Annotated in this window: 17 protein-coding genes; 11 read left to right on the top strand and 6 right to left on the bottom strand. The window is 42.4% G+C overall.

The window, feature by feature from the left end:
- Positions 1–317 precede the first annotated feature (317 nt).
- Together L8106_RS22515 and L8106_RS22510 are read right to left on the bottom strand one after the other, a co-directional pair.
- The gene (locus tag L8106_RS22515; protein ID WP_009786775.1) at positions 318–746 is read right to left on the bottom strand and encodes an NUDIX hydrolase; all 429 of its coding nucleotides are present in this window, start codon (positions 744–746) and stop codon (positions 318–320) included.
- Entirely contained in the window at positions 733–1,314 is a 582-nt protein-coding gene (locus L8106_RS22510; RefSeq protein ID WP_009786774.1) for a shikimate kinase, read from the bottom strand. The genes L8106_RS22515 and L8106_RS22510 overlap by 14 nt, the downstream gene beginning before the upstream one ends.
- A 174-nt stretch (positions 1,315–1,488) precedes the next feature.
- On the opposite strand from L8106_RS22510, the gene L8106_RS22505 reads away from it, so the two are divergent.
- Positions 1,489–3,204, top strand: coding sequence for a DEAD/DEAH box helicase (locus L8106_RS22505; protein WP_009786773.1), 1,716 nt, complete (start codon positions 1,489–1,491; stop codon positions 3,202–3,204).
- A gap of 311 nt (positions 3,205–3,515) precedes the next feature.
- On the top strand, positions 3,516–4,127 hold the full coding sequence (gene clpP / locus L8106_RS22500) for an ATP-dependent Clp endopeptidase proteolytic subunit ClpP (protein WP_009786772.1): 612 nt from the start codon (positions 3,516–3,518) through the stop codon (positions 4,125–4,127).
- Positions 4,128–4,225: 98 nt separating this feature from the next.
- On the opposite strand, the gene L8106_RS22495 is transcribed toward clpP, so the two are convergent.
- Complete coding sequence (locus tag L8106_RS22495; RefSeq protein WP_009786771.1) at positions 4,226–5,041, bottom strand: hypothetical protein; 816 nt, start codon at positions 5,039–5,041, stop codon at positions 4,226–4,228.
- 444 nt (positions 5,042–5,485) lie between these two features.
- Here L8106_RS22495 and L8106_RS22490 point away from each other — a divergent pair, with 444 nt between their 5' ends.
- From L8106_RS22490 to L8106_RS22480, 3 genes are all read left to right on the top strand, one after another.
- A complete protein-coding gene (locus L8106_RS22490; protein WP_009786770.1) occupies positions 5,486–7,792 on the top strand; it encodes a ribonuclease R family protein in 2,307 nt (768 codons plus the stop codon).
- Positions 7,793–7,864: 72 nt separating this feature from the next.
- Positions 7,865–8,479 (top strand): flavin prenyltransferase UbiX, encoded by a 615-nt coding sequence (locus tag L8106_RS22485; protein ID WP_009786769.1) that lies wholly within the window; start codon positions 7,865–7,867, stop codon positions 8,477–8,479.
- Between the two features lie 441 nt (positions 8,480–8,920).
- On the top strand, positions 8,921–9,805 hold the full coding sequence (locus L8106_RS22480) for a LapA family protein (protein WP_009786768.1): 885 nt from the start codon (positions 8,921–8,923) through the stop codon (positions 9,803–9,805).
- 99 nt (positions 9,806–9,904) lie between these two features.
- Here the strand turns inward: L8106_RS22480 and L8106_RS22475 are convergent, their stop codons facing one another.
- On the bottom strand, positions 9,905–11,020 hold the full coding sequence (locus L8106_RS22475) for an acyltransferase family protein (protein WP_009786767.1): 1,116 nt from the start codon (positions 11,018–11,020) through the stop codon (positions 9,905–9,907).
- A 572-nt stretch (positions 11,021–11,592) separates the two neighbouring features.
- Here L8106_RS22475 and L8106_RS22470 point away from each other — a divergent pair.
- The 6 genes from L8106_RS22470 to L8106_RS22445 all read left to right on the top strand — a co-directional run bounded on the left by L8106_RS22470 (position 11,593) and on the right by L8106_RS22445 (position 19,413).
- A complete protein-coding gene (locus L8106_RS22470; protein WP_009786766.1) occupies positions 11,593–13,707 on the top strand; it encodes a mechanosensitive ion channel domain-containing protein in 2,115 nt (704 codons plus the stop codon).
- Between the two features lie 168 nt (positions 13,708–13,875).
- Positions 13,876–14,268, top strand: coding sequence for a DUF2809 domain-containing protein (locus L8106_RS22465; protein ID WP_009786765.1), 393 nt, complete (start codon positions 13,876–13,878; stop codon positions 14,266–14,268).
- 51 nt (positions 14,269–14,319) lie between these two features.
- On the top strand, positions 14,320–15,642 hold the full coding sequence (rimO, locus tag L8106_RS22460) for a 30S ribosomal protein S12 methylthiotransferase RimO (RefSeq protein ID WP_009786764.1): 1,323 nt from the start codon (positions 14,320–14,322) through the stop codon (positions 15,640–15,642).
- Between the two features lie 165 nt (positions 15,643–15,807).
- Positions 15,808–16,602, top strand: coding sequence for a hypothetical protein (locus tag L8106_RS22455; RefSeq protein ID WP_009786763.1), 795 nt, complete (start codon positions 15,808–15,810; stop codon positions 16,600–16,602).
- 399 nt (positions 16,603–17,001) lie between these two features.
- Positions 17,002–18,420 carry a DEAD/DEAH box helicase gene (locus L8106_RS22450; protein WP_039896992.1) on the top strand — a complete coding sequence of 473 codons (1,419 nt, stop codon included), beginning with the start codon at positions 17,002–17,004 and terminating at the stop codon, positions 18,418–18,420.
- 189 nt (positions 18,421–18,609) lie between these two features.
- Positions 18,610–19,413, top strand: a complete 804-nt coding sequence (locus L8106_RS22445) for a tryptophan-rich sensory protein (RefSeq protein ID WP_009786761.1) — start codon at positions 18,610–18,612, stop codon at positions 19,411–19,413.
- Positions 19,414–19,630: 217 nt separating this feature from the next.
- On the opposite strand, the gene L8106_RS22440 is transcribed toward L8106_RS22445, so the two are convergent.
- Positions 19,631–20,764 (bottom strand): substrate-binding domain-containing protein, encoded by a 1,134-nt coding sequence (locus L8106_RS22440; RefSeq protein WP_009786760.1) that lies wholly within the window; start codon positions 20,762–20,764, stop codon positions 19,631–19,633.
- A 450-nt stretch (positions 20,765–21,214) separates the two neighbouring features.
- Entirely contained in the window at positions 21,215–21,442 is a 228-nt protein-coding gene (locus L8106_RS22435; RefSeq protein ID WP_009786759.1) for a hypothetical protein, read from the bottom strand.
- Between the last annotated feature and the right edge of the window lie 131 nt (positions 21,443–21,573).

Here is a 21,573-nt window from a genome sequence, read left to right as displayed (position 1 = left end):
GGGAACAGGGAACAGGGAACAGGGAACAGGGAACAGGGAACAGGGAACAGGGAACAGGGAACAGCGCAAAGTGCGGTGAGTCTAGTGCGGTCTTGCGGTCAGACCCCGGCGAGGTTTCCTCGCTTAGGGAACGCTGACCAAGAGAGGGGGTTTCCCCCATGAGCAACTAGCGAACCCAGAGGGTCTTGGTGGTTTCCATCAAGGAGCAACTTTGCAAGTGAGGGAACAGTAGACTAGGTAGGGGTTTTAGGATTTATAAATGTCCTCATATATTCGCGTAGTGCAATACCAATTATAGCAGGGGTAGCTGATCACGGTTAAAGTCGGGGTCTAAGAGAAAAATGACGATAACGTAGATAATCTTCTAAAATCCGATCATGATCAAAACAAAGATCAGTTGGAATACGCCACGGTTCAAAAATCTCTAAATTTTTAGCATCATCTGCAGCTGATGGTTCTCCTTTTGCAGTCGCTAAAAATACAATCGATAAAGTATGTTGACGCGGATCACGATTTGGGTCAGAATAAACATAAAATTGTTCAATTAATGTTACATCCAAGCCCGTTTCTTCTTGAGCCTCTCGTTTAGCCGCAGCTTCGACAGATTCTCCATAATCAACAAAACCGCCCGGAATTGCCCAACCATAAGGCGGGTTACGACGTTCAATCAAAACAATCGGTCGTTCGGGTTTATCGCCCAATTCAATAATAATATCAACAGTCGGAGTGGGATTACGATAGGTCATTAGGATTTAGATTATATTCAGGGGGTTTTAAAGATTCCGTTTTCAGAACAGTCGGAACTTTTTCGAGAATATGATCCACCACCTGTTCTGGTGTATCATGTTGAGTAATAGTCACCTTCACATCCGCTTCAGCGTAAAGAGATTCTCGCTGTTTAAGCAATTCTTGCAATCGACCCAAAGGATTATCATGTTGGAGTAGAGGTCGGGTTGTATCTTCTTTTAAGCGTTGATAAAGATCTTCTGGAGAAACATCCAACCAAACAATTAAACCATGACGGAGATAACCCCAGTTCGCCCGTTGGAGAATAATACCCCCTCCTGTTGCTACGACCAAACGCTGATGGGCGCATAATCCCGACAACACCTGAGATTCTAACGTTCTAAACGCTTCCTCGCCTTGTTCGGTAAAAATTTGGTTAATGGACTGACCCGCCACTTGAGTAATCACCTCATCCGTATCGATAAAGCGATAATTAAACTGTTTTGCCAACAATTTTCCCACCGTCGTTTTACCCGCACCCATCATACCGATGAGATAGAGATTAATTCCTCTCAATAAATCATTCACGAGATTTGTTTTCAAAAAACTGCAATTATTATAGCAATCTGATTTCAGTTGTGAAAAAAATCTTATCCTAAAAGGCAAGGAAAAGTCAATTCCAACGGGTTATCATTGAGGGTCAACCCTTTTCAAACTGCAATAAATCTCGTAAACTTGACAAGGCTCAGTTCAGGCTCAAGAATGTCTAATCCTTACTCTCTGTTAACTGGAGTGAAGTCCCAAATCTCTCAACAGCAAACTCCGCCGACGACAAGCCAAGTCCCCTCTCAACGGGATAGACAATCGTTAATCCAACTCAGAGATTATCAACAACAGGACAAACAACAACTCTATCAACTAATTCAAAACGGATACAAGCGAGTCTTATTTGTTGCACCTTGCGCTTATGGTAAAACCATCGTTTTTTCTTCAATTACCTATGATGCGATTCAAAAAAACTGTAAAGTTTTGATTGTTGTTCCCTTTCAAGCCCTGATTCAACAAGTTTTAAAAAGTCTAGCATTATTTGATCTCAAAGCAGGAGTCATCGCGGGCGGTTGGAAAGAAGATCGACAGCCCAATATTCAAGTTGCAATGAGACAAACCCTCGAACGAGGTCATCGAGAATCGTGGTTTGATCCTGATCTCGTAATCATTGATGAATGTCATCAAGTTATGTGGTCAAAGTGGGCAAAAAAACGATGTCCGCGTCTGAATAAAAACCCAGATTCATTAACCTATTCTCCACTATTAATTGGGTTTACAGCGAGTCCCTGGAGACTGAGTAAACGGGAAAATTTTGGTCATATTTTTGAAGTTCAAATTGCCAGTCAATCTCCAGCCAGTTTAATCGAAAATGGTTATTTAGTTCCAACCGTTTACTATGGTATCGCTGGAGCCGATCTCAAAGGGGTTAAAATTCGACAAGGAGACTTTGCTATTGGTGAACTCGAACTCCGATGTAACGCCCCGGCGGTAGTTAAAGCAACAGTAGACAACTATGAAAGATTGTGTCCTCAGCGCTTAACTTTGGTTTATGCAGTCGGGGTAAAACACGCCCAATCCCTTTTTCAAGAGTTTACAAATCGAGGTCATACTTCAGCTTTAGTCACTGCAAAAACATCCGATGAAGAACGATTACAAATCTTTGATTCTTTTTCGCAAGGTGATGTTAAAATTCTGATTAATGTTGGGGTTTGTTCGACTGGTTTTGACAGGCCCGAAGTTAGCTGTATTATTCTCGCACGACCGACTCAATCTAAAGCACTTTATGTTCAGATGATTGGTCGAGGAATGAGGTTATGTCCGCAGCAAGGAAAATCAGATTGTTTGATTTTAGATCAGGGCGGAAATATTCAGCGTCATGGGTCAGTTGAGGAAATTGAGTATGAACCTTTGACCGAATTAGAGTTATCTCAAAATCGAGGAGAACCAGCGGTTAAAACTTGTCCTGAATGTGGTCATCTGATCAGGTTATCTCAAAAGCAATGTGATCATTGTGGGTATGAATTCCCCTCCTTAGAAAGACCTGAACCGGAAGATGAACTGAAGTTACTATTTCAGAGTCATGCAAAAAAATCCGTTCATCAAGCCTTTCGGACTCTGTTAGAACAGTGTTATTTTATGCGAGTTTCTCCAGAAATTGCGCGTCGAGAAGCCAAGATTTTCCTCCAAGAGCAAGGTTTAAAAAGTGTTCCGGTGTTAACGTGGTCGAGAGAAATTGCCGGGTTAAAATCAGAGTGTTTTGAAGATCAAGTTAGCTATTTATCTTATTTATTGCAAGTTGCAGAGTCAGAGTTTTCCATTCATCCCCGACAGAATTCTTGGATTCTCTATTGGTTTATGGCGGTGTTTGGGTTTCCTCCTCAACAAAATAAGTTGTGGGAGTTAGCCCTATTGAAGTCTAGAACAATTTAACGTTTATAAGACTTAAAATCCAGTCTACCTTCTGTTGCAGGTTAGTCGTCAACGGGAAGATACTGATTGGTATTAGGATTATTCGTAGATTTTGTCATCCTTAAATACTTACCTCTAGAAAAAGTAAAGTATGAAATCTACCAGCAAACACCGAAATCAAAACTCCTCCGCCACCCAACAGGAGTCCAAAAAGATTGAATAAAGCTGTTCCTGACTCACCCCAGTCGGTAGTGATTTCCCTAACCCGTAATCCCCAAGCTGACAACAATCGCTACAATCAATTACAGTGAACTTGTATTGGTGGGTTAGTTATGATTCCAACCGTTATTGAACAATCGGGTAGAGGTGAACGCGCCTTTGATATCTATTCCCGACTGCTACGCGATCGCATTATCTTTCTCGGACAACAAGTAACCGCAGATTTAGCCAACCTGATCGTGGCTCAAATGCTGTTTCTCGATGCAGATGATCCCGAAAAAGATATTTACCTGTACATCAACTCTCCAGGGGGTTCAGTGTCCGCAGGATTGGGGATTTACGACACCATGAACCATATTCGCCCCGATGTGAGTACCATTTGTATTGGGTTAGCGGCGAGTATGGGCGCATTCTTGCTGAGTGCAGGTGCCAAAGGAAAACGGATGAGTCTACCCCATTCTCGGATTATGATTCACCAACCGTTAGGGGGCGCTCAAGGACAAGCCACTGATATCGAAATTCAAGCCAAAGAAATTCTTTACTTGAAGAAACGCCTCAATCAAAGTCTCGCCGATCATACAGGACAACCCATGTCTCGAATTGAGCAAGATACCGAACGAGATTTCTTTATGTCTGCTCAAGAAGCTGTTGATTATGGCTTAATTGATCAAGTCTATGATCGTAAAGCAATGGCTGCTAGTGCTGCTGCTAACAATGGCGGCTGATCATTGAGTTAACAGGTGATAGGGAGATAGGGCGATCGGGTGATGAGCAGGTTAAACCCCTAAATCCTCAGTCCTAAATCCTATTCCCTGTTTCCTGTTTAAATGTCTGCGTGAGGTGCGGGAGTTGGGAGAGATTCGAGATAGTGTAGAAAGTCCAGCAATTCATCTTCAGTGAGAATATGACGGGAGCGCTTTCCATAGGTTTTTTGAAGATGTTCTACCCCTTGTTCAGTTGTCCAACCCAACCGTTTGAGTTCGAGATCCGTGCGAGCAATTTCTGAGGAAAAATCCGTAGACTCAATCGAAGATTTTGGCTTTTTATTTTTTGAGGTTTTAGACGTAGAAGACTGAGGAGAATGATCTTCAGAAGGGGATGAAACTTCATGACTCTCCTCTGAAGACGTATCTGGTAAAGGGGGTAATGAAGCACTTCGTCCCTTCGTTGGTGAAGTCGAACTCGCCTCTGTTGTCGGGGAGGGAGAGGAAGAACTAGGATTAATATAAGTTGCAGAGAGCCAATCATCAGAAGACGTTCCCCCTGAAGACCAATCTTCCAATTCTGAAGGGTTTGAAGACGTTTCAACCCCAGACTCTTGTACCGCAGCTTCAGGAAGTTGAGCCGCTTCAGGTGCCGAATTGAGTTCAAATGGAGGAGTATTCTCCGTCCCCGCCAAAGAACGAGTTGTCGAAAAATCAGGTAAAGCCGTAGAAGTATCAATCCCGAGAACTTGCAGCGATCGCTTCCGGGCGGAATCTTCAGCGAGTTCAACGGTATCAGCGGCAGCCAGCCCCGAAGAAATAATCACACTATCGACTTCCACCAGTACACGAACCACAAACTTACCATGATCAATCGCCAATAACTCAGAGATTAAACCCCCCGTCGGGTAGCGAGATCGAAATTGAGCAAACATAATAATATCCTGATTTAAGGTATACTAACTTAAGCATTTGTCATTGACGCAGCACTCAATCATGCTACCGTCTCGATGAATCAATCTACTTTCAGGTGGACTTCATCTAGATGAAATTACGCCGTAGCTAGGGTAATTAATGGTGAAGACAGTCCTCAATCTGTTGGGCTTCTTCTCAGCCCCAAAGGAGCAGTTGCCCTCAATTGTATCACTGTATGCTTGAGGGAATAGGCGCGGGAAAATCAGCGTCCCCGCCCACTCGGTTTAGACAATCTCCTTGCATCCCGCACCGAACCTTCCTTAAATGGCGGCTGTTTTCTTTCAGATTCGTTGAATGATTCGCGTCGTGTCTCCATTATGAGAATCGCGTAGAGTTACCCAAACAGATGAGGAAGTGTCAAGACAAGTCAACTGATCGCAGAGATAACAAGGAAAGACCGCTACATGGAATTTTCAATCGCTACACTTTTGGCTAACTTTTCCGAAGATAAACTGGTAGCCCCCAAATCATTAGAAAAAAAACTGGCTCCAGATGACGACAGTTTACGAAAATTTCAAATCGCCTTAGATGCGTTAGAGCGAATTGGAGTCCTCGAAAAAGATAAAGGCCGCTATCGTCGAGTCGAACAAGAAACCGTTGTCGAAGCCAAACTTCGCTGTTCGAGTAAAGGATTCTGCTTTGCGATTCAAGACGCAGAAGGTGCAGAAGATGTTTACATTCGTGAAAGTCATTTGAGTAATGCTTGGAATGGCGATCGCGTCCTGGTCAAAATTATCAAAGAAGGGAGTCGGCGTCGTTCTCCGGAGGGGGAAGTTTATCTGATTCTCGAACGAGCCAACCCTTCGGTACTGGCACGAGTCAAACGCACTCCCAAAACCTTTCGGGCGGTTCCTCTCGATGATCGGCTTCTATTTGAATTAGATTTGATTGATCAATCTCCAGAACTTCAAGAAGCCATTGATCATTTAGTTCATGTCGAGGTGGTTCGTTATCCGTTGGGAATACATCGCCCCGTTGGTCAGGTGGTGCAAATTTTAGGATCAGATGCCGAAGTTGCAGATGATTTGGATATTGTCTGTTGTAAACATGATTTACCTCGGGCTTTTTCCCCCTACGCCTTACAAGAAGCCGAATCTTTACCCACACAAATTAAAAAATCTGATTACAAAAACCGGGCGGATTTACGCAAACTGTTCACGATTAGTTTCCACCCGGATTTAGGGAACTCCGAATTTTCCGTTTTAGATGAAGAAGAAAAAGAGTCCGCCCAATATTGTGTTGATCGGGCTTTCAGCTTAGAACAAAAAGATTCTGGCGATTGGCACTTAGGGATTCATCTTGCCGATGTTGGCCACTACGTCGCCCCCGATACAGCCCTCGATCGCGAAGCTCGTAAACGCGGAACGGCGATCTATTTAGCCGATAAATACATCCCGATTATCCCGAAAGAACTCAGTTGCGATCGCCTCGCCCTTTTACCGGAACAAGAACGTCTCACCCTTTCGATCTTAATTAAACTTGATCCCACCGGAAGACTGATCGAGTTTGAAATTCAGCCCAGTGTGATCCAAGTCGATCATCAAGTAGACTACAAAACTGCTCAGGCTATTCTCGATGACGTCGAAGCAGGTTCTCCAGAAGTGCTATCAATTTTAGAAAATCTCTTAGAAGTCAGTCGAGCGGTTCGACAAATGCGATCGGCACGGGGCGGCTTTGAACTTAACCTGCTAGATACTCACTGTCATTTTGATGATGAGGGAGAACTTGGGCCGATTGTGGTGGCTTCTCTATCGATCGCTCAGGCGATGATCTCAGAACTCAATGTTTTAGGCAATCAAGTGGTTGCCAATCATCTACAAGCCCTGAGTTTACCTGCGATCTATCGGGTTCAACCTGCACCTGATCCGACGGATGTGAGTGAATTGGCAAAACTCTCCACCCACTTAGGCTGTGAATTAGAACTCGAAAGTGAAGAAGAAGTTCAGCCTTCAGATTTTCAGTCTTTCGTGGAAGCTTTAGCGGGTTCAAAAGCAGAACGAGTGTTAACTTATTTGCTCGAAGATAGCCTCAAACCTGCCGTTTATAGCATCCTCCCTAAACCTCATTTTGGACTAGCTCTAGACTGTTATACCCATTGCACCGCACCTTTATCGCGATATACCGATATTCAAATTTCCCGAGTCCTGAAGGCGATTTTTGAAGAAGGACGAGATCGACGTTCCACTCGGTCTAAAGATCGGGTGAATTTGGGTCATTCCTCCTGTCACGGTAAAATTGCCTGGAACGTTCTTCCCCCGGATTTACAAGCTGAATTAGAGTCTCAATTTGCTCAATTGGTGGTGCATTTGAGTGAACGGGAAAGTGTCGGTGTTGATGCCGAAGAAGATTTAGAAGGGTTGAAGAAAACTGGATTTATGAAGGCCCGCACAGGTCAAACCTTTGTCGGATTGATTACAGGGGTACAGTCTTATGGGTTCTTTGTCGAAATTGAAGTCGAATCTCCTGGCGGTTCTCTACTGCGGGTAGAGGGGTTAGTTCATGTGTCTTCTCTCAAGGATGATTGGTATGAATACCGCTCCCGTCAACAAACGCTTGTGGGTCGCAAAAACCGCAATCAGTACCGTCTGGGTGATAACGTCGAAGTGCAAGTCAAGAGTGTAGACTACTATCGCCAACAAATTGATTTGGTGGCTGTGGGCGGAGGTAGTGAAGCCGTTGATGACAACGACGATTCCTACAACAATTATTAAAAGATTCGTTTGGAGTCGTTTGAGGTAATGCCTGATCACGACTCCAATTCACCATTAAAAACTAACTAACTTATGAGCGCTCAAAAACCCCTAATTGTTGGTGTCTGTGGCGCCTCTGGACTGATCTATGCTGTCCGAACGCTAAAATATCTACTAGAGGCTGACTTACCCATTGAGTTAGTCGCTTCCAAATCGGCTTATATAGTTTGGCAAAGTGAACAAAATGTTCGGATGCCTTCTGACCCTTCTGGGCAAGCTGAATTTTGGCGAGAACAGGCGGGAGTCCCAAAGTTAGGTCAATTGCGTTGTCATCCTTGGCAAGATGTCGGCGCTAATATCGCCAGTGGTTCTTTCCGCACTTTGGGAATGGTTGTGATTCCCTGTAGTATGAGTACCGTGAGTAAACTCGCCAATGGGTTAAGCTCAGATTTGCTTGAACGAGCAGCTGATGTACAACTTAAAGAAGGGCGTAAATTGGTTGTGGTGCCGCGAGAAACCCCCTTTAGTTTGATTCACTTACGAAATTTGACCACTCTAGCTGAATCAGGGGTTCGCATCGTTCCGGCGATTCCGGCTTGGTATCATCAACCTCAAACGATCGAAGATTTAGTAGACTTTGTAGTAGCGCGTACTCTCGATCAACTGGAGATCGACTGTGTACCGATCAAGCGGTGGAAAGATGACTGAATTTTACGAAATTTGATTCACTGTTCTACAAAACCTGTACAAAACGTCGCATTACAACACTTTTGCACTGTTTGCTTCCTGTTTCAAACCAGGACTGTCGGCAGCACCCTGTCCACAGGCTGAAAATCGGCTGGAACCCAACCTATTATTGAGTTTTCAATCACAACTTTGGATCTCTACTCCACTATTTTCAGGAAATTTAAAACTGATGGCTTTACTCAGTTACCTTTTTACAGGCTGCCCACTAGACAAGAATTCTCTGGGATGTCAAGCCTTAAATGCTTTAATCGCTTGGTTTTCGCGTTTTTTGATTGTATCACATTCAGAAAATACCTTGAAGCCACTCAAAGTAACGCAAATCGTATACTAGATTACATCTCTCTGCCGAGTAAAGCCCCATCACCGCTCATGCCCACACCTAGCAACTGACCTATCATACCAATGTCTGTAGCGAATTTAGTTATCTTTTTGATTGCTGTCGCAGGACTGGCTTTGCTGGTCGCGCAGAATCTTTCCCCGTCTGTGTCCCTGGTTTTTTTGGGTACTCAGTCGCCTGCATTTCCTTTGTCTTTTTGGATTGTGATTGCGATCGCCGTTGGGGTAATATTATCGCTGCTAATCTGGGGTTTATTTCAGTTGTCAGGGCCGGGTACTGCTGTTTTGAGAAGTTCGCCGCCTCGTTCTCCTAAACCTCCGGTTCGACCGACAACAGGTTTTACTCCTGAACCCACTCCATCTTATTCTGCGGGTCAAAATCCTTCCAAGACGACAACGACTTCTACGGGTTATTCTCCACCGCCTCCTCCCCGTTCAACAACTTCGACTACTGATGATTGGGAAACAGAAGTCAGACCCATTCGTCAATCTTGGGATGAGGAAGATTGGGGACTAGACGAAGAAGAATCTGTTAATTCTACACCTTCTCAAACGACTTGGAAAGATCCCGAAGGGGCTTCTAATTTTGATGATAGCGAAACGACTGATGAAGCTTCTGAGGAAAGATCCTCAAATAACACAGAATCTGAATATTCTCGCCGAGATCACTACGAAGTCGAACAAAAACCCAAACAGCAATCTTGGTCAGGTTCGGTGTATTCTTACGGATATCGCCAAGGAGAAGATACAGGAGTTGGAAAATCGGAATCGGTTTATGATGCTGATTATCGTATTATTACACCCCCACCTCCGGCAACGGAAATTCAAGACGAGGAAGAAGAAGAAAACTGGGAATTGCAAGAGTCTGAAGATCAGATCGAAGCATCCTCATCTGGTTCATCCGGTGAACAGTCTCAAACTGATGATGATCGACGCTCGATAAAAGATTAGAATATTGGGGGTAGGGCTGTTTTATTCTAACAAAATTTACAGCTTAGACCACCTAACTCTCCTCCAAATCCTCAACCCTAAAGGTGAGGTTTTTTGATCTCAAACTTTTATAAACCAGCGTTTCTGATACATCCCATACAATACCACCCACCAAACTAACACAGTGGCGATCGCAAAGGCTAGAGATCCATTCATTTCACCCGCCCAAGACACAAACCCATTTTGATAAATCCAAGTTTTCAAACTAATTGATTCGCCATTTTGAGGAATCTTGGTGTAGATTAAAATTCTCGCCACAAACCCAGAAGCGACAAATAAAAAAATAGAGTTTAGTCCCATGACTTCAAAAGGAAATCCCCACTTTTGTTGCTGACGAACTTCGATGAGTTCATAACAAGCTGCGAGTAAAACTAACGCCCAACCTGCGGTGACGAGAACGTAGGAACTTGTCCATAAAGATTTATTAATCGGGAAGATTAATCCCCATAAATGACCGACAATAATATTACATAAACCGATAATCACTAAATTTAAGCTAGTTTGACTGTTGATCGGTTGTTTTTTTAGCCAGTTTCCGGTTAGATAGCCAATTAAAACAGTGACAACTGCGGGAAGTGTACTTAAAAGTCCTTCTGGATCATATTTTCCACCCCCTAATAAATGATGTTCTCCCAAGATCAGGCGATCAAGATAAGCGGCGAAATTTCCTTCTGGGGTTAAGTTTACCACTCCAGAATTAGGAACAGGAATCAGTTGCATTACCACTGCATATCCGATTAATAGACCGATTGATAAGCCCCAGATTTGTTTGCGGGAGAGGTGTAAAATAGTTATTGCAGAGAGTCCGTATGCTAGACTAATTCGTTGTAAGACTCCCATAATTCTAATATTGGCTAAGTCATAGTTTGGATAACCATTGAGGAGAAGTCCGAGTAGAAATAAGATTAAACAACGACGCAGAATTCGTAGATAAATTTTGGGGGAAATGTTTTCCTCTAAGTTTCGGTTTTCCGGTAGATATTTAGACATGGAAAAAGTCATCGCCACACCAACAATAAATAGAAAACTTGGAAAAACTAAGTCAGTTGGGGTATAACCATGCCATTCAGCGTGTTTTAAAAGGGGATAAACATGATTCCAACTGCCCGGGTTATTAACGAGAATCATACTAGCGATCGCAATTCCTCGAAAGACATCAAGTGAAGTTAAGCGCATTGAATTGAGAAGACTAAATTTTATTTATTGTAATCTGAATTACGACAATATTTTCGGGATAATTGCAGAAATGGTAACATAAAAGTTTTGATAAAATCCCCACGAAATTAACAGTTATACAAAATTATCATACTTACCTATTTTCATCTTTTTCAATTTTATAAAGCTTGCTAACGCAGGAGACATAGAATCTACAATTTGGGTTTGTACTTTGATTGATGGGAGTAGACGATGTTTACCATGATTTTTTTAATTTTCGTAAAATCGTTACATCTGTGTTATGTTTTAACGAGGGATAACTTGCTCTACATGGAACGTTATAAGCACCTGTACAGAATTTTTACGCTGTACTACCCTTGCTAGACAAGGCTTTAAGCCGTCTGTAATGGGTAATTTATTGTGCCTACCTACTTAAAAATTTCCATTTGTCTGTAACAACACGTAAGTAAAAAGGGAAAATAGCCTAGCCTGTACCAAAAATTTACTTTTAAAGTTCCGTATTTTCCCTGATGCGCTGACTGATTAATTCAAACTAAGATTAAAAACAAAGAACTGAAATGAGAGGCAAAAAAATGTTGAGCCGTCAGATTCGCAGATTGATTGTCATGGGGATTGTTTGTACTGCTATCTCCTGGGGAGTTCCCAGCCAAGCTCAAGAAGTTATAATCGGAGAATCACAAACAGAAGAAGCCGAAGCTGAGTCAATCTCTACAATATCGAAAGCTGTGACCACACAGGATCCTGAAATTCCAATTGATGAACTAAAACTTTTAGTCAAGCCATTAACACAACCAGAGCTAGAAAATGAAGCGGCAGCATGGCTAATTTTACTCAAAGAAAAAGTTCAAGAAATTAGTACGGCTGAAATTGTTATCAAACGCGAAAACCGAGCCATAAACAAACAAGAAGAGGCAGCTAAAGCTTTAGAAGAAGCCACAACAGCTCTCGAAGCCGCTCAGGAAAGTCAATCTGTTGCAACAGAGGGATCACCCGAATATGAAGAAGCAGCAAGAAAGGTTGAAGCTGCTCAAGAAAGCCTGAAAAAAGCTCAAGGATTAGTTGAAGAAGCGACAATAATCAAAGAAGAGATTAAAGAGGACGAAGCTTTAGGCAGCACATTAGAAAAAGTTGCAGAAATAGGTGAACTAGAAATAGCGCAGCAAGTTCTTGAGAATGCCAAAAAAGATCGAGAAAAAATGGAAGCTTGGTCTTTTGAGTATGAAGAAATTACAGCTCAGATTGAACGTCTAGAAATAGCAATTGAAGATTTTGAATATACTGAAGAAATTAAAGAAAATACTACACCCGACACCTGGGAATATGATGATGCAACTCAACAACTAGAAGCAGCACGGGAGTCTCTCAAACAAGCAACAGAAGTAATTGAAGGTGCTAATACTACTCCATCGAATTCTACAGAGCAATCTTCCAGTAACCTAAATGAAGCAGCAAATCTTCTTGAAAATAGTGAAATCGAAGGAAGCTTAGAGGTAAAAGTTGCAAGTTCAGTTGATGGGGTTGAAAACCTAGAAAATCTTGACCAAAAACAAGATCAACTTGAAGAAGTTCAAGAACAGTTGGAAGAAAATGCTGAAGCCGATTCAGACTTAAAGAACGAATTAGTGAGCAATGTTACTACACTTCAATCGGAGCGCACAGCAATTATTGATCGGTTTGAAATTGTATTAGATGAACTCGAAAAAAAAGGAGGTGAAGTTACCTCCTATGAAAACTACATTCAAGCTATTAGTGGTATTGAAATCGATCTGCAAGATACCGATGGTTTAAGTGTGCGGTTGATGGGTTGGCTGAAATCTGAAGAAGGGGGTCTGCGTTGGGCTATAAACTTCAGTAAGTTTGTTAGTATTGTTATTGCTTCAATTATTGTTTCTCAAATTCTTGCTCTGATTCTCAATAAAAGTTTATCAAAATTTGGGAATACCTCTGATATTTTTCGACAATTTATTGTTGCGTTAGTTCAGCGAGGCGGAATTTTTGCGGGTTGTCTGATTGGTTTAACCGCCTTAGAAGTCAGCCTGGGGCCAATTTTAGCCTTGGTTGGGGGAGCAAGTTTTGTCTTAGCATTTGCTTTGCAGAGTAATCTTTCTAATATAGCCAGTGGGTTAATGCTAATGATTTACAAACCCTTTGATACAGGCGATGAAGTAATCGTAGGAGAGATCTGGGGTTATGTGGACTCTATCACCCTAGCGAATACAACAATTAAGGGATCGAAAAAAGAAGTGATTAGCATTCCTAATAATATGGTTTGGGGAAGCATCATTAAAAATTTGACCTCCCAAGACATTCGTGGAGGTATGATCAAAGTCCCAGTTCCTTTTTCTCAAAATATAACTGAGGTCGAACGAATTCTTAAAGAAATTGGTGAATCCCATCCTTTGATCATCAAGGCGGGAACTTTTCCCTGGGAATATGCCGAATATTATGTGTACCTTTGTTTTTCGTTCTCAACCAAAACCCCGGACTTTTGGACGGTGTGGTCGGATTTAATGCACAGTATTCAGGAACGGTTTGAGCAAGAAGGAATTGCGCTCGCAGTCCCAGTACAGGAAATGCGGATACAATCAACACCCAACGGCGCACTTTCTCAACCTACTATGGATTTATCCCACAAATCATTTCAGGAGTATTCATCAATTCCTCAAGCTCAATTGCCAAAAACTTGAACCATTTGTTTCAACAGTTTGAAAAGTCTCGAAAATCGAGTAGGATGAGCATTAACCATCCTACTTTTTTTATTTTAGTTATAGAGCATATCAAATTCTATCCCGGTTGCTTGAGTGGAAAAATGTTGATTTTTTGATGCAGTCTACAGATTTTTCTGGGTCTACATTATGAAGACTTATCGTTGGATTGTGTTTGGGATTTTAATCGCTTTAATTCCGATTGGGTTAGCGAGTAAGTTCTATCAAGGGCCACTAGCGTTTTGGGTGAATAACTCTTTTAGTAGTCTTTTTTATGAGATGTTTTGGATGTTTTTGGTGGTGTTTATTTTGCCGCGACTCTCGCCGGGATGGGTGGCGTTTTGGGTGTTTATTGTGACTTCGGTGTTGGAGTTTATGCAGTTGTGGAAACCGCCTTTTTTACAAGCCATTCGAGCAACTTTAGTCGGGCGGTTACTCCTGGGGAACAGTTTTGTTTGGGGAGATTTTCTGTATTATGTGATTGGATGTGTTGTGGGTTGGTTGATTCTGCGAACTTTAAAGACTAAATATGTAAAAAGCTAAATTGTGTGTTAAACTAATGGATTCGTAGTTTAATTTTATGATAATCTATTAATGGCAACTCAGCCGACGATCGCAATTTCCCATTTAGGGTGCGAAAAAAATCGCATTGATACCGAACATATGCTCGGCTTGCTGGTACAGGCGGGCTACCAGGTTGATTCTAATGAAGAATTAGCTGATTATGTGATTGTTAATACTTGTAGTTTTATTGAAGCGGCACGGGAAGAGTCTGTTCAAACCATTGTAGACCTTGCTGAAGCCAAAAAGAAAGTTGTGATTACAGGCTGCATGGCGCAGCATTTCCAAGACGCACTCTTGGAAGAACTTCCCGAAGCGGTGGCGGTGGTGGGAACGGGAGATTATCACAAAATTGTGGATGTGCTTCAACGTACTCAACAAGGGGAACGAGTTCGAGAAATTTCGGCTGAACCGACTTATATCGCTGATGAGACAGTACCTCGTTATCGTACCACAACCGAAGGCGTGGCTTATTTGCGGGTTGCTGAAGGGTGCAATTATCGGTGTGCCTTTTGTATTATCCCTCATTTGCGGGGAAATCAGCGATCGCGAAGTATTGAGTCGATAGTCACCGAAGCCCAACAACTGGCAGAGCAGGGGGTTAAAGAGATTGTTCTGATTTCTCAGATTACCACAAATTATGGGGTAGATCTCTATGGCGAACCGAAACTGGCTGAATTATTAAGGGCGCTGGGAAAAGTGGATATTCCTTGGGTGAGAATGCACTATGCTTATCCTACAGGATTAACGCCGAAAGTGATGGAGGCGATTCAAGACACTCCAAATGTTTTACCTTATTTGGATTTACCGTTACAACATTCTCATCCTGAAATTTTACGGGCAATGAATCGACCCTGGCAAGGTCGGGTGAATGATGAGATTATTGAGAAGATTAAACTGGCGCTTCCGAATGCAGTTTTAAGAACGACTTTTATTGTTGGTTTTCCAGGGGAAACCAATCAACATTTTGAACATTTGCTGCAATTTGTTAAACGTCATCATTTTGATCATGTTGGGGTATTTACCTTTTCAGCTGAAGAAGGAACTCCCGCTTATGATTTACCTCATCAAGTTCCGCAAGCAGTGATGGATGCCCGTCGGGATGCGTTAATGCAGGTACAACAGCCGATTTCATTGAAGCAAAATCAAAAGAGTGTGGGAGAGATTGTAGAGGTTTTAGTGGAACAAGAACAGCCGAGTACGGGGAAATTGATTGGACGTTCTGGGCGGTTTGCGCCGGATGTGGATGGGGTGGTTTATGTGGAAGGAATGGCACGTTTGGGGTCAATTGTTCCGGTCAAAATTACGGATGCAGATGTCTATGATTTGTATGGCTCTACCGTAGAAATACAGTAGATTGGTTTCAAGAGCGATGACTCCTCGGAATCATTTTTTTAATGTTATAGTGGAGATGAAAGCATAAAAAGACAGCAATTTCAAGCTAGATTTGAGTTGGGGTGTTTGTGAAGAAATCGGGTGATGATCGCTTGAGGTTGATGAATAACTTCCATTTTTAAGTCGATGTTACCTTCAGGATTTGAGCAAACCTCGCTTGTCAAGAAGGATGAGGGAGAAGGTTTAGTGAGTCTGGTGAGTTCTCCGACCCCAACTCAGAGGTGTGTTGATCAGGTAGAAGTCAAAGTTTTTTTTGATCCGAGTCAGTTTCCGGTGCTGGCGAATCGGTTTCACCTTCACGACCAAGCCAATTTCAAGCGCTTTAGTTGTTTTTTTGACACACAAACGTTACACTTGTTTAGGGCAGGAGTAATTCTGCGAATTCGTCTTCATCGGGATGCTAAGGATTCCCTCACGCTGAAGCTGCGAAACTTCGACTCTCGTTTGATTCATCCAGAATTTTACACCCAGAGTCGTTTTCGGTTAAAAATCAATCGAACGGGAGCGCATCAAACCCAAATTGCCAAAGTTGAAACGCGCACCTCAAACGGTCGGTTGAAGCGAGTGGTTCAGGGGAAAAAAAAGATCCAACAAGCTCTCAACCCTGTTCAGAAGCAACTGTTTAGGCAATATATGGGTTCAGTTGAATTGCTAGATCAACTGACTTTGTATAGAATGGTGGAGGCTGAAATCTGGAAGTGGTCTGATCAGACCTTTCCCTATCGCCTGACTTTAGAACGATGGTTTCTTCCGAGTCAGAAACCTTTGCTGGAGTTATCAATTAAAGTGGCTCCCCCCAAGGCTGAAGTCGCTCAACGGCGATTGCATCAATGGTTAGAACGCCAGGGAATCATGTATGACCTCTCCAGATACTCGAAAACGGCAATTTGTCTGACTACTCAGAATCAGACAATCTCATAGTAATAGTGTAGGATTACAGAAAAGCCAGTGAGCAGAACAGGCTGAAAAAATTTCAAAATCCCCCAAAGTGAATCTAAGAAAGGGTTTGACGATTTTGGTACGGGAATTTGGAGATAATTTTAAGCAGTTAATGGTTTTGTTTCTGATTGTTAAGCGTTATCCTATAAGTAAATAAGGTTGAGTTGGCTCTCAAAAGCTGGATGCCCTGATTGGGGAAATTTGAGTGAGTAGAAAGTCAAGAAAGACCTGCAAACAATCAAATATGGTTCCGCAATTCCCTTGGTAACGGTGTATCGCTGGAGCGACGCTCGCGGTTTCGGTGCTGGAGTAGAGCTAAGACCTGAATCTGAGGAGGGCAATGGAAGGAACCAAGCGAAAACTTGTGATTTAGGAGCATTAATGAGTCAATCCTTTGTAGAACTAGGTATTTCAGAAGCCCGCGCTCAACATCTCGAATCAATCGGTTTCACAGAACCGACTCCCGTCCAGATTCAATCTATCCCACAAATCCTATCAGGTCGAGACATTGTGGGACAAGCTCAGACTGGAACCGGGAAAACCGCTGCATTCTCATTGCCAATCCTCGAACAAATCGATCATCAAGCCAAAGATGTTCAGGCTCTGATTTTAACCCCAACCCGAGAGCTGGCGATGCAGGTGAAGGACGCCATCCGCAAAATGAGCAACGAGCGCTCATTATATGTGTTAACCGTGTATGGAGGTCAGTCGATAGAACGACAAGTCCAACGGTTAGAGCGAGGCGTACACATAGTTGTGGGTACACCCGGACGAGTATTAGATTTGCTCAGTCGGGGTAAGCTTAAACTTCATGGCATTAAGTGGTTGGTTCTCGACGAAGCAGACGAGATGCTGAGTATGGGATTCATTCAAGATGTCGAAAAAATCCTAGAAGCGTCTTCTAAAGACCGACAAACAGCATTCTTTTCGGCAACGATAGAGCCTTCTATCTGGAAATTGGTGCGGAAGTTCCTCAATTCTCCCGTTACTGTCAAGGTTGAACAACCGAAAACGACACCGAAACAGATTTCTCAAGAGGTTTATACAGTACCTCGGGGTTGGACAAAAGCTCGGGCTTTACAACCGATTCTCGAACTCGAAGATCCAGAATCTGCAATTGTTTTTGTCCGTACTAAACAAGCCGCAGCCGAGTTGACAAGCTGCTTACAAGGCGCGGGTCATAGTGTTGATGAATATCACGGCAACTTGAATCAATCTCAACGGGAACGGCTTCTGGTTCGGTTCCGCAAGCGTCAGGTGCGATGGATTGTGGCGACTGATATTGCCGCACGGGGTTTAGATGTAGACCACTTAACCCATGTGATCAACTACGATTTACCGGACAATGCCGAAAGCTACGTTCACCGGATTGGTCGTACAGGTCGTGCAGGACGAGAAGGAAAAGCGATTACCTTACTCCAACCGATGGATCGCCGTAAACTACGGATGATTGAGCGTCATCTCCGTCATAATTTTACAACGCTGACGATTCCGAAGCGATCGCAAATTGAAGCCCGTTATATCGAACGTTTGAAAGATAAGGTGTTAGAAGCCTTAACAGGAGAACGGATGGCTTCTTTCTTGCCGATTGTTGCTCAGTTGGGTGAGGAATATGAACCTCATGCGATTGCGGCGGCAGCGCTACAAATGGCTTACGATCAGACTCGTCCAAATTGGGAAGAAACCGATTATCCCCACGAGGAGGAAGTCAAATCGATTCCTAAGCCTAAGTTAACCAAAAAGCGTCGTTCTCGGGATTCCGAACCGCAGAATAAGTCCTCAGTTGGAAGTGGGAACTAGGCTTCCGTCTAGAAATGAGTGACTCGGTTTCGAGAACTGGTAAGATAAATAGAAGATGAACCTAATTTGGAGACGCGATATTCGTGTCTCTAAATTATTTTTAGGGGAAAATCAAGTTTCTTGCTATGAGCAATTCCTCTAAATTTTGGCATTTTTAGGTTGTCAAACATTCAAAGTTAATGAATTAATATGACTTCTAACTCTAACCCCAATCAATTCAAACAATGGCTGACTTTAATTGCCATTATTGTAGCGTTTGCTGTCAATGTCTTGTCTAATTTTTTTCCTCTCAATGGATTAACAATTGGAGAAATCTCTAATTCACTCTTTAGTGAGGTTAAAATTATTCCCGCTAGCTATGCTTTTGCTATTTGGGGACTGATTTATTTAGGATTATTTAGCTTAGGCATTTATCAATGTCTTCCCTCCCAACGAGACAATCCTCGCCTACAAGATATGAGAGATTTTTTAATCATGGCTTGTGTCGCTCAAATAGTTTGGGTATGGGTCTTTTTATCTCGGTTTTTTCTTCCCTCTTTAATTGCCATGGTCGGAATTTTATTAGCTTTAATTGCTAGTTATTTGTCACTCAATATTGGTAAAGAACGAGTTCCTAAAGGAGAAAGATGGTTTGTTAATGCTCCGATCAGTATTTATTTAGCTTGGATTAGTGTAGCGACAATTGTAAATGTAGCGATTTTCTTAAAGAGTTTGGATTGGAGTGGGTGGGGAATTCCGCCTGAAATTTGGACTGTAATTTTATTAATTGTAGCCGGAGTAGTCGCTGTTTTAATGAGAATTAACTATCAAGAAACTGCTTTTCCTCTAGTTTTTTTATGGGCAATTCTGGCAATTGCAGTGCGACAATTTAACGAATCTTTAATTGTTTTAACGGCGTTGGGTGTTTGTTTAACGATTTCATTAGTGGGTTTGGGTTCAACGGTGTCGAGTCATTCTCAGGTTTCAGATTCTACAAGTGTTGAGAAAAGATAATTGAGAGTTTGAAATCACATCTTTCCTCACAAGTAACTTCATGTTCTAAATATTTTATCACTGATCTCGATTAATTCCTTGTTCTCGCAGAGGTTGGAATCAATCGCATGGACACAATAATAGACTAACAATATTATATTGAGAGTCAATTCTCAACTGAAAAACAACTGGGCTGTAATCATAGCATAATTTACTTTAGATTTGTTGAAATTAATGATTACTCAATGGTGGCGACAACTTCTCCTGTTTGCGAGGTATCATAACCCCCAAGTGCTGTAAGTTGGGAATGTAAACGAGGATGTCCGAGCGTATTTAGGAGTTGTTGAACTGGAGTTTCCGCTAAATAATCTTTAAGAACCACTAAATCATATCGAGATTTATGCAACGGAATAAAAGTGAGTCCAAATGCTTGAGCAACCGCTTGGGTACTCACACCCGCATCAACATTTCCACTCGCCACTGTTCTAGCGACAGCAACATGACTATTCACCACTGAATTAAACCCTTTCACCCCATTAAATGGAATCTCGGCTTTTTGTAATAAATATTCTAATAATTGACGACTTCCTGACCCGATTTCTCGATTAATAATGGTAATATTAGAGTTAGCTAAATCTGCAACAGTTCTCAATTTTTTAGGATTATTTGGTTGAACGAGTAACCCTTCTTCCCAAACTCCTAAATTAATCAATACCGCCCTTTTATTCATCACCGCTTCTTGAACAAAACTAACATTATAAGAATCATTTTCTGGACTATACAAGTGCATTCCGGCGATGTGAACTTCACCTCGACACAAGCGTTCTAGCGCATCCATACTATTTGCAAAACTCCAGTACACTCGCAAGTTAGGATACCAATATTCTGCCACTCGCGCCCACAAAGACAACACCGGAGTACAACCCGCCACCGCCACCGTTTGATTAATCGTGTCGGGTTGCGCCCACAATTTCACCTGCACCGCATCGTTTTCAGTTTGTCCCCAACCCTCACCATCGGCGGGAATCATCTCGGTGCGAAAGGCGTCCTCACCCAACAACGGATAGGCCATCAACTTTCCCCCAACTCGGGCTAAGGTGAACCGAACATCCTGATCGACGGGAACAGCTTGGGCGGGGGTTGCTTCGACTCGCAGACAATCTTCTTCCAGCCAAAACAAATCTTCCATCTGACACCCCAAAGCCTTGGCCAACCGCAGTGCAATCCTAGCAGAAGGGGCATATTGTCCAGACTCCACACCGCTAATCGTTTGGCGAGAAACCCCCACCACTTTAGCTAAATCTTGTTGACTCAAACCTAAACGAGTGCGAATTTGTTTGAGGCGATTTTGGAGTTCGTTGTCCTGCTTCATCGCGACTTCCTTTTATTCAGAGGCGGGGTGCTGACTCTTATTAGTTTACGGGTTTGTAAACGAGTTTGCTCAATACAAAATATAATTTATTTACATTTAAAAAACTGTTCAAAAAAAACAGTCTTTTGTTGAAAAATATAAATTTTAATCTTTGTATGATCCGAAAACACTCTGAATCGACTTGTAGTTAATTTATATATTAGAGCTTCGTCTATATTTTGTGATCGCATTTCTGTAATGACGTTAACTATGAAGTAAAACTAAAGGAAACTATGCAAAATCATCAGTCTTAGTTGCCCCGCAATCGGAGTTAAATTCGGTTATAGCTCGGACGATATTTTTATATCTTTAGTCGTTATTTGGAGTGGTATTTTTTGAAGATACTGAGTCCTAGTCAAGAGATTGTTGATCGGCAAAATTATTAAATTTTTGGGAAGTAATTCTTTAGTTTTAGATTGAGTTGACATCTATTGCTTGTTGGGAAATCTCGATATCCCATTCTCCTTGAATATCCCTCGCCAATTTTACCGCCAGAGACGTTTTACCCATTCCCAAAACTGCAACCAAATGACAGTGATTGGTGAGAACCCATTGTTTGAGGGTATTGAGTTCGGTTGTTCGTCTATAAAACAAGTTCACATCAACTGCATCTCCCCAGTCACGAGTCAGGTAACTCACCGAATAGCCAGAAGCGTTGGCGATTTGTGCATAGGAGAGATGAGATTAGATTACACGTTAACTTCAAGATGGTCTATATCTCTTTCAACAGACTGAGGGATAATGCGGGAAATCCGCTATCGTGATCATAG

It is taken from the genome of Lyngbya sp. PCC 8106 (assembly GCF_000169095.1).
Taxonomy (GTDB): Bacteria; Cyanobacteriota; Cyanobacteriia; order Cyanobacteriales; family Microcoleaceae; genus Capilliphycus.
This window is presented reverse-complemented; position numbering and strand designations above follow the sequence as displayed.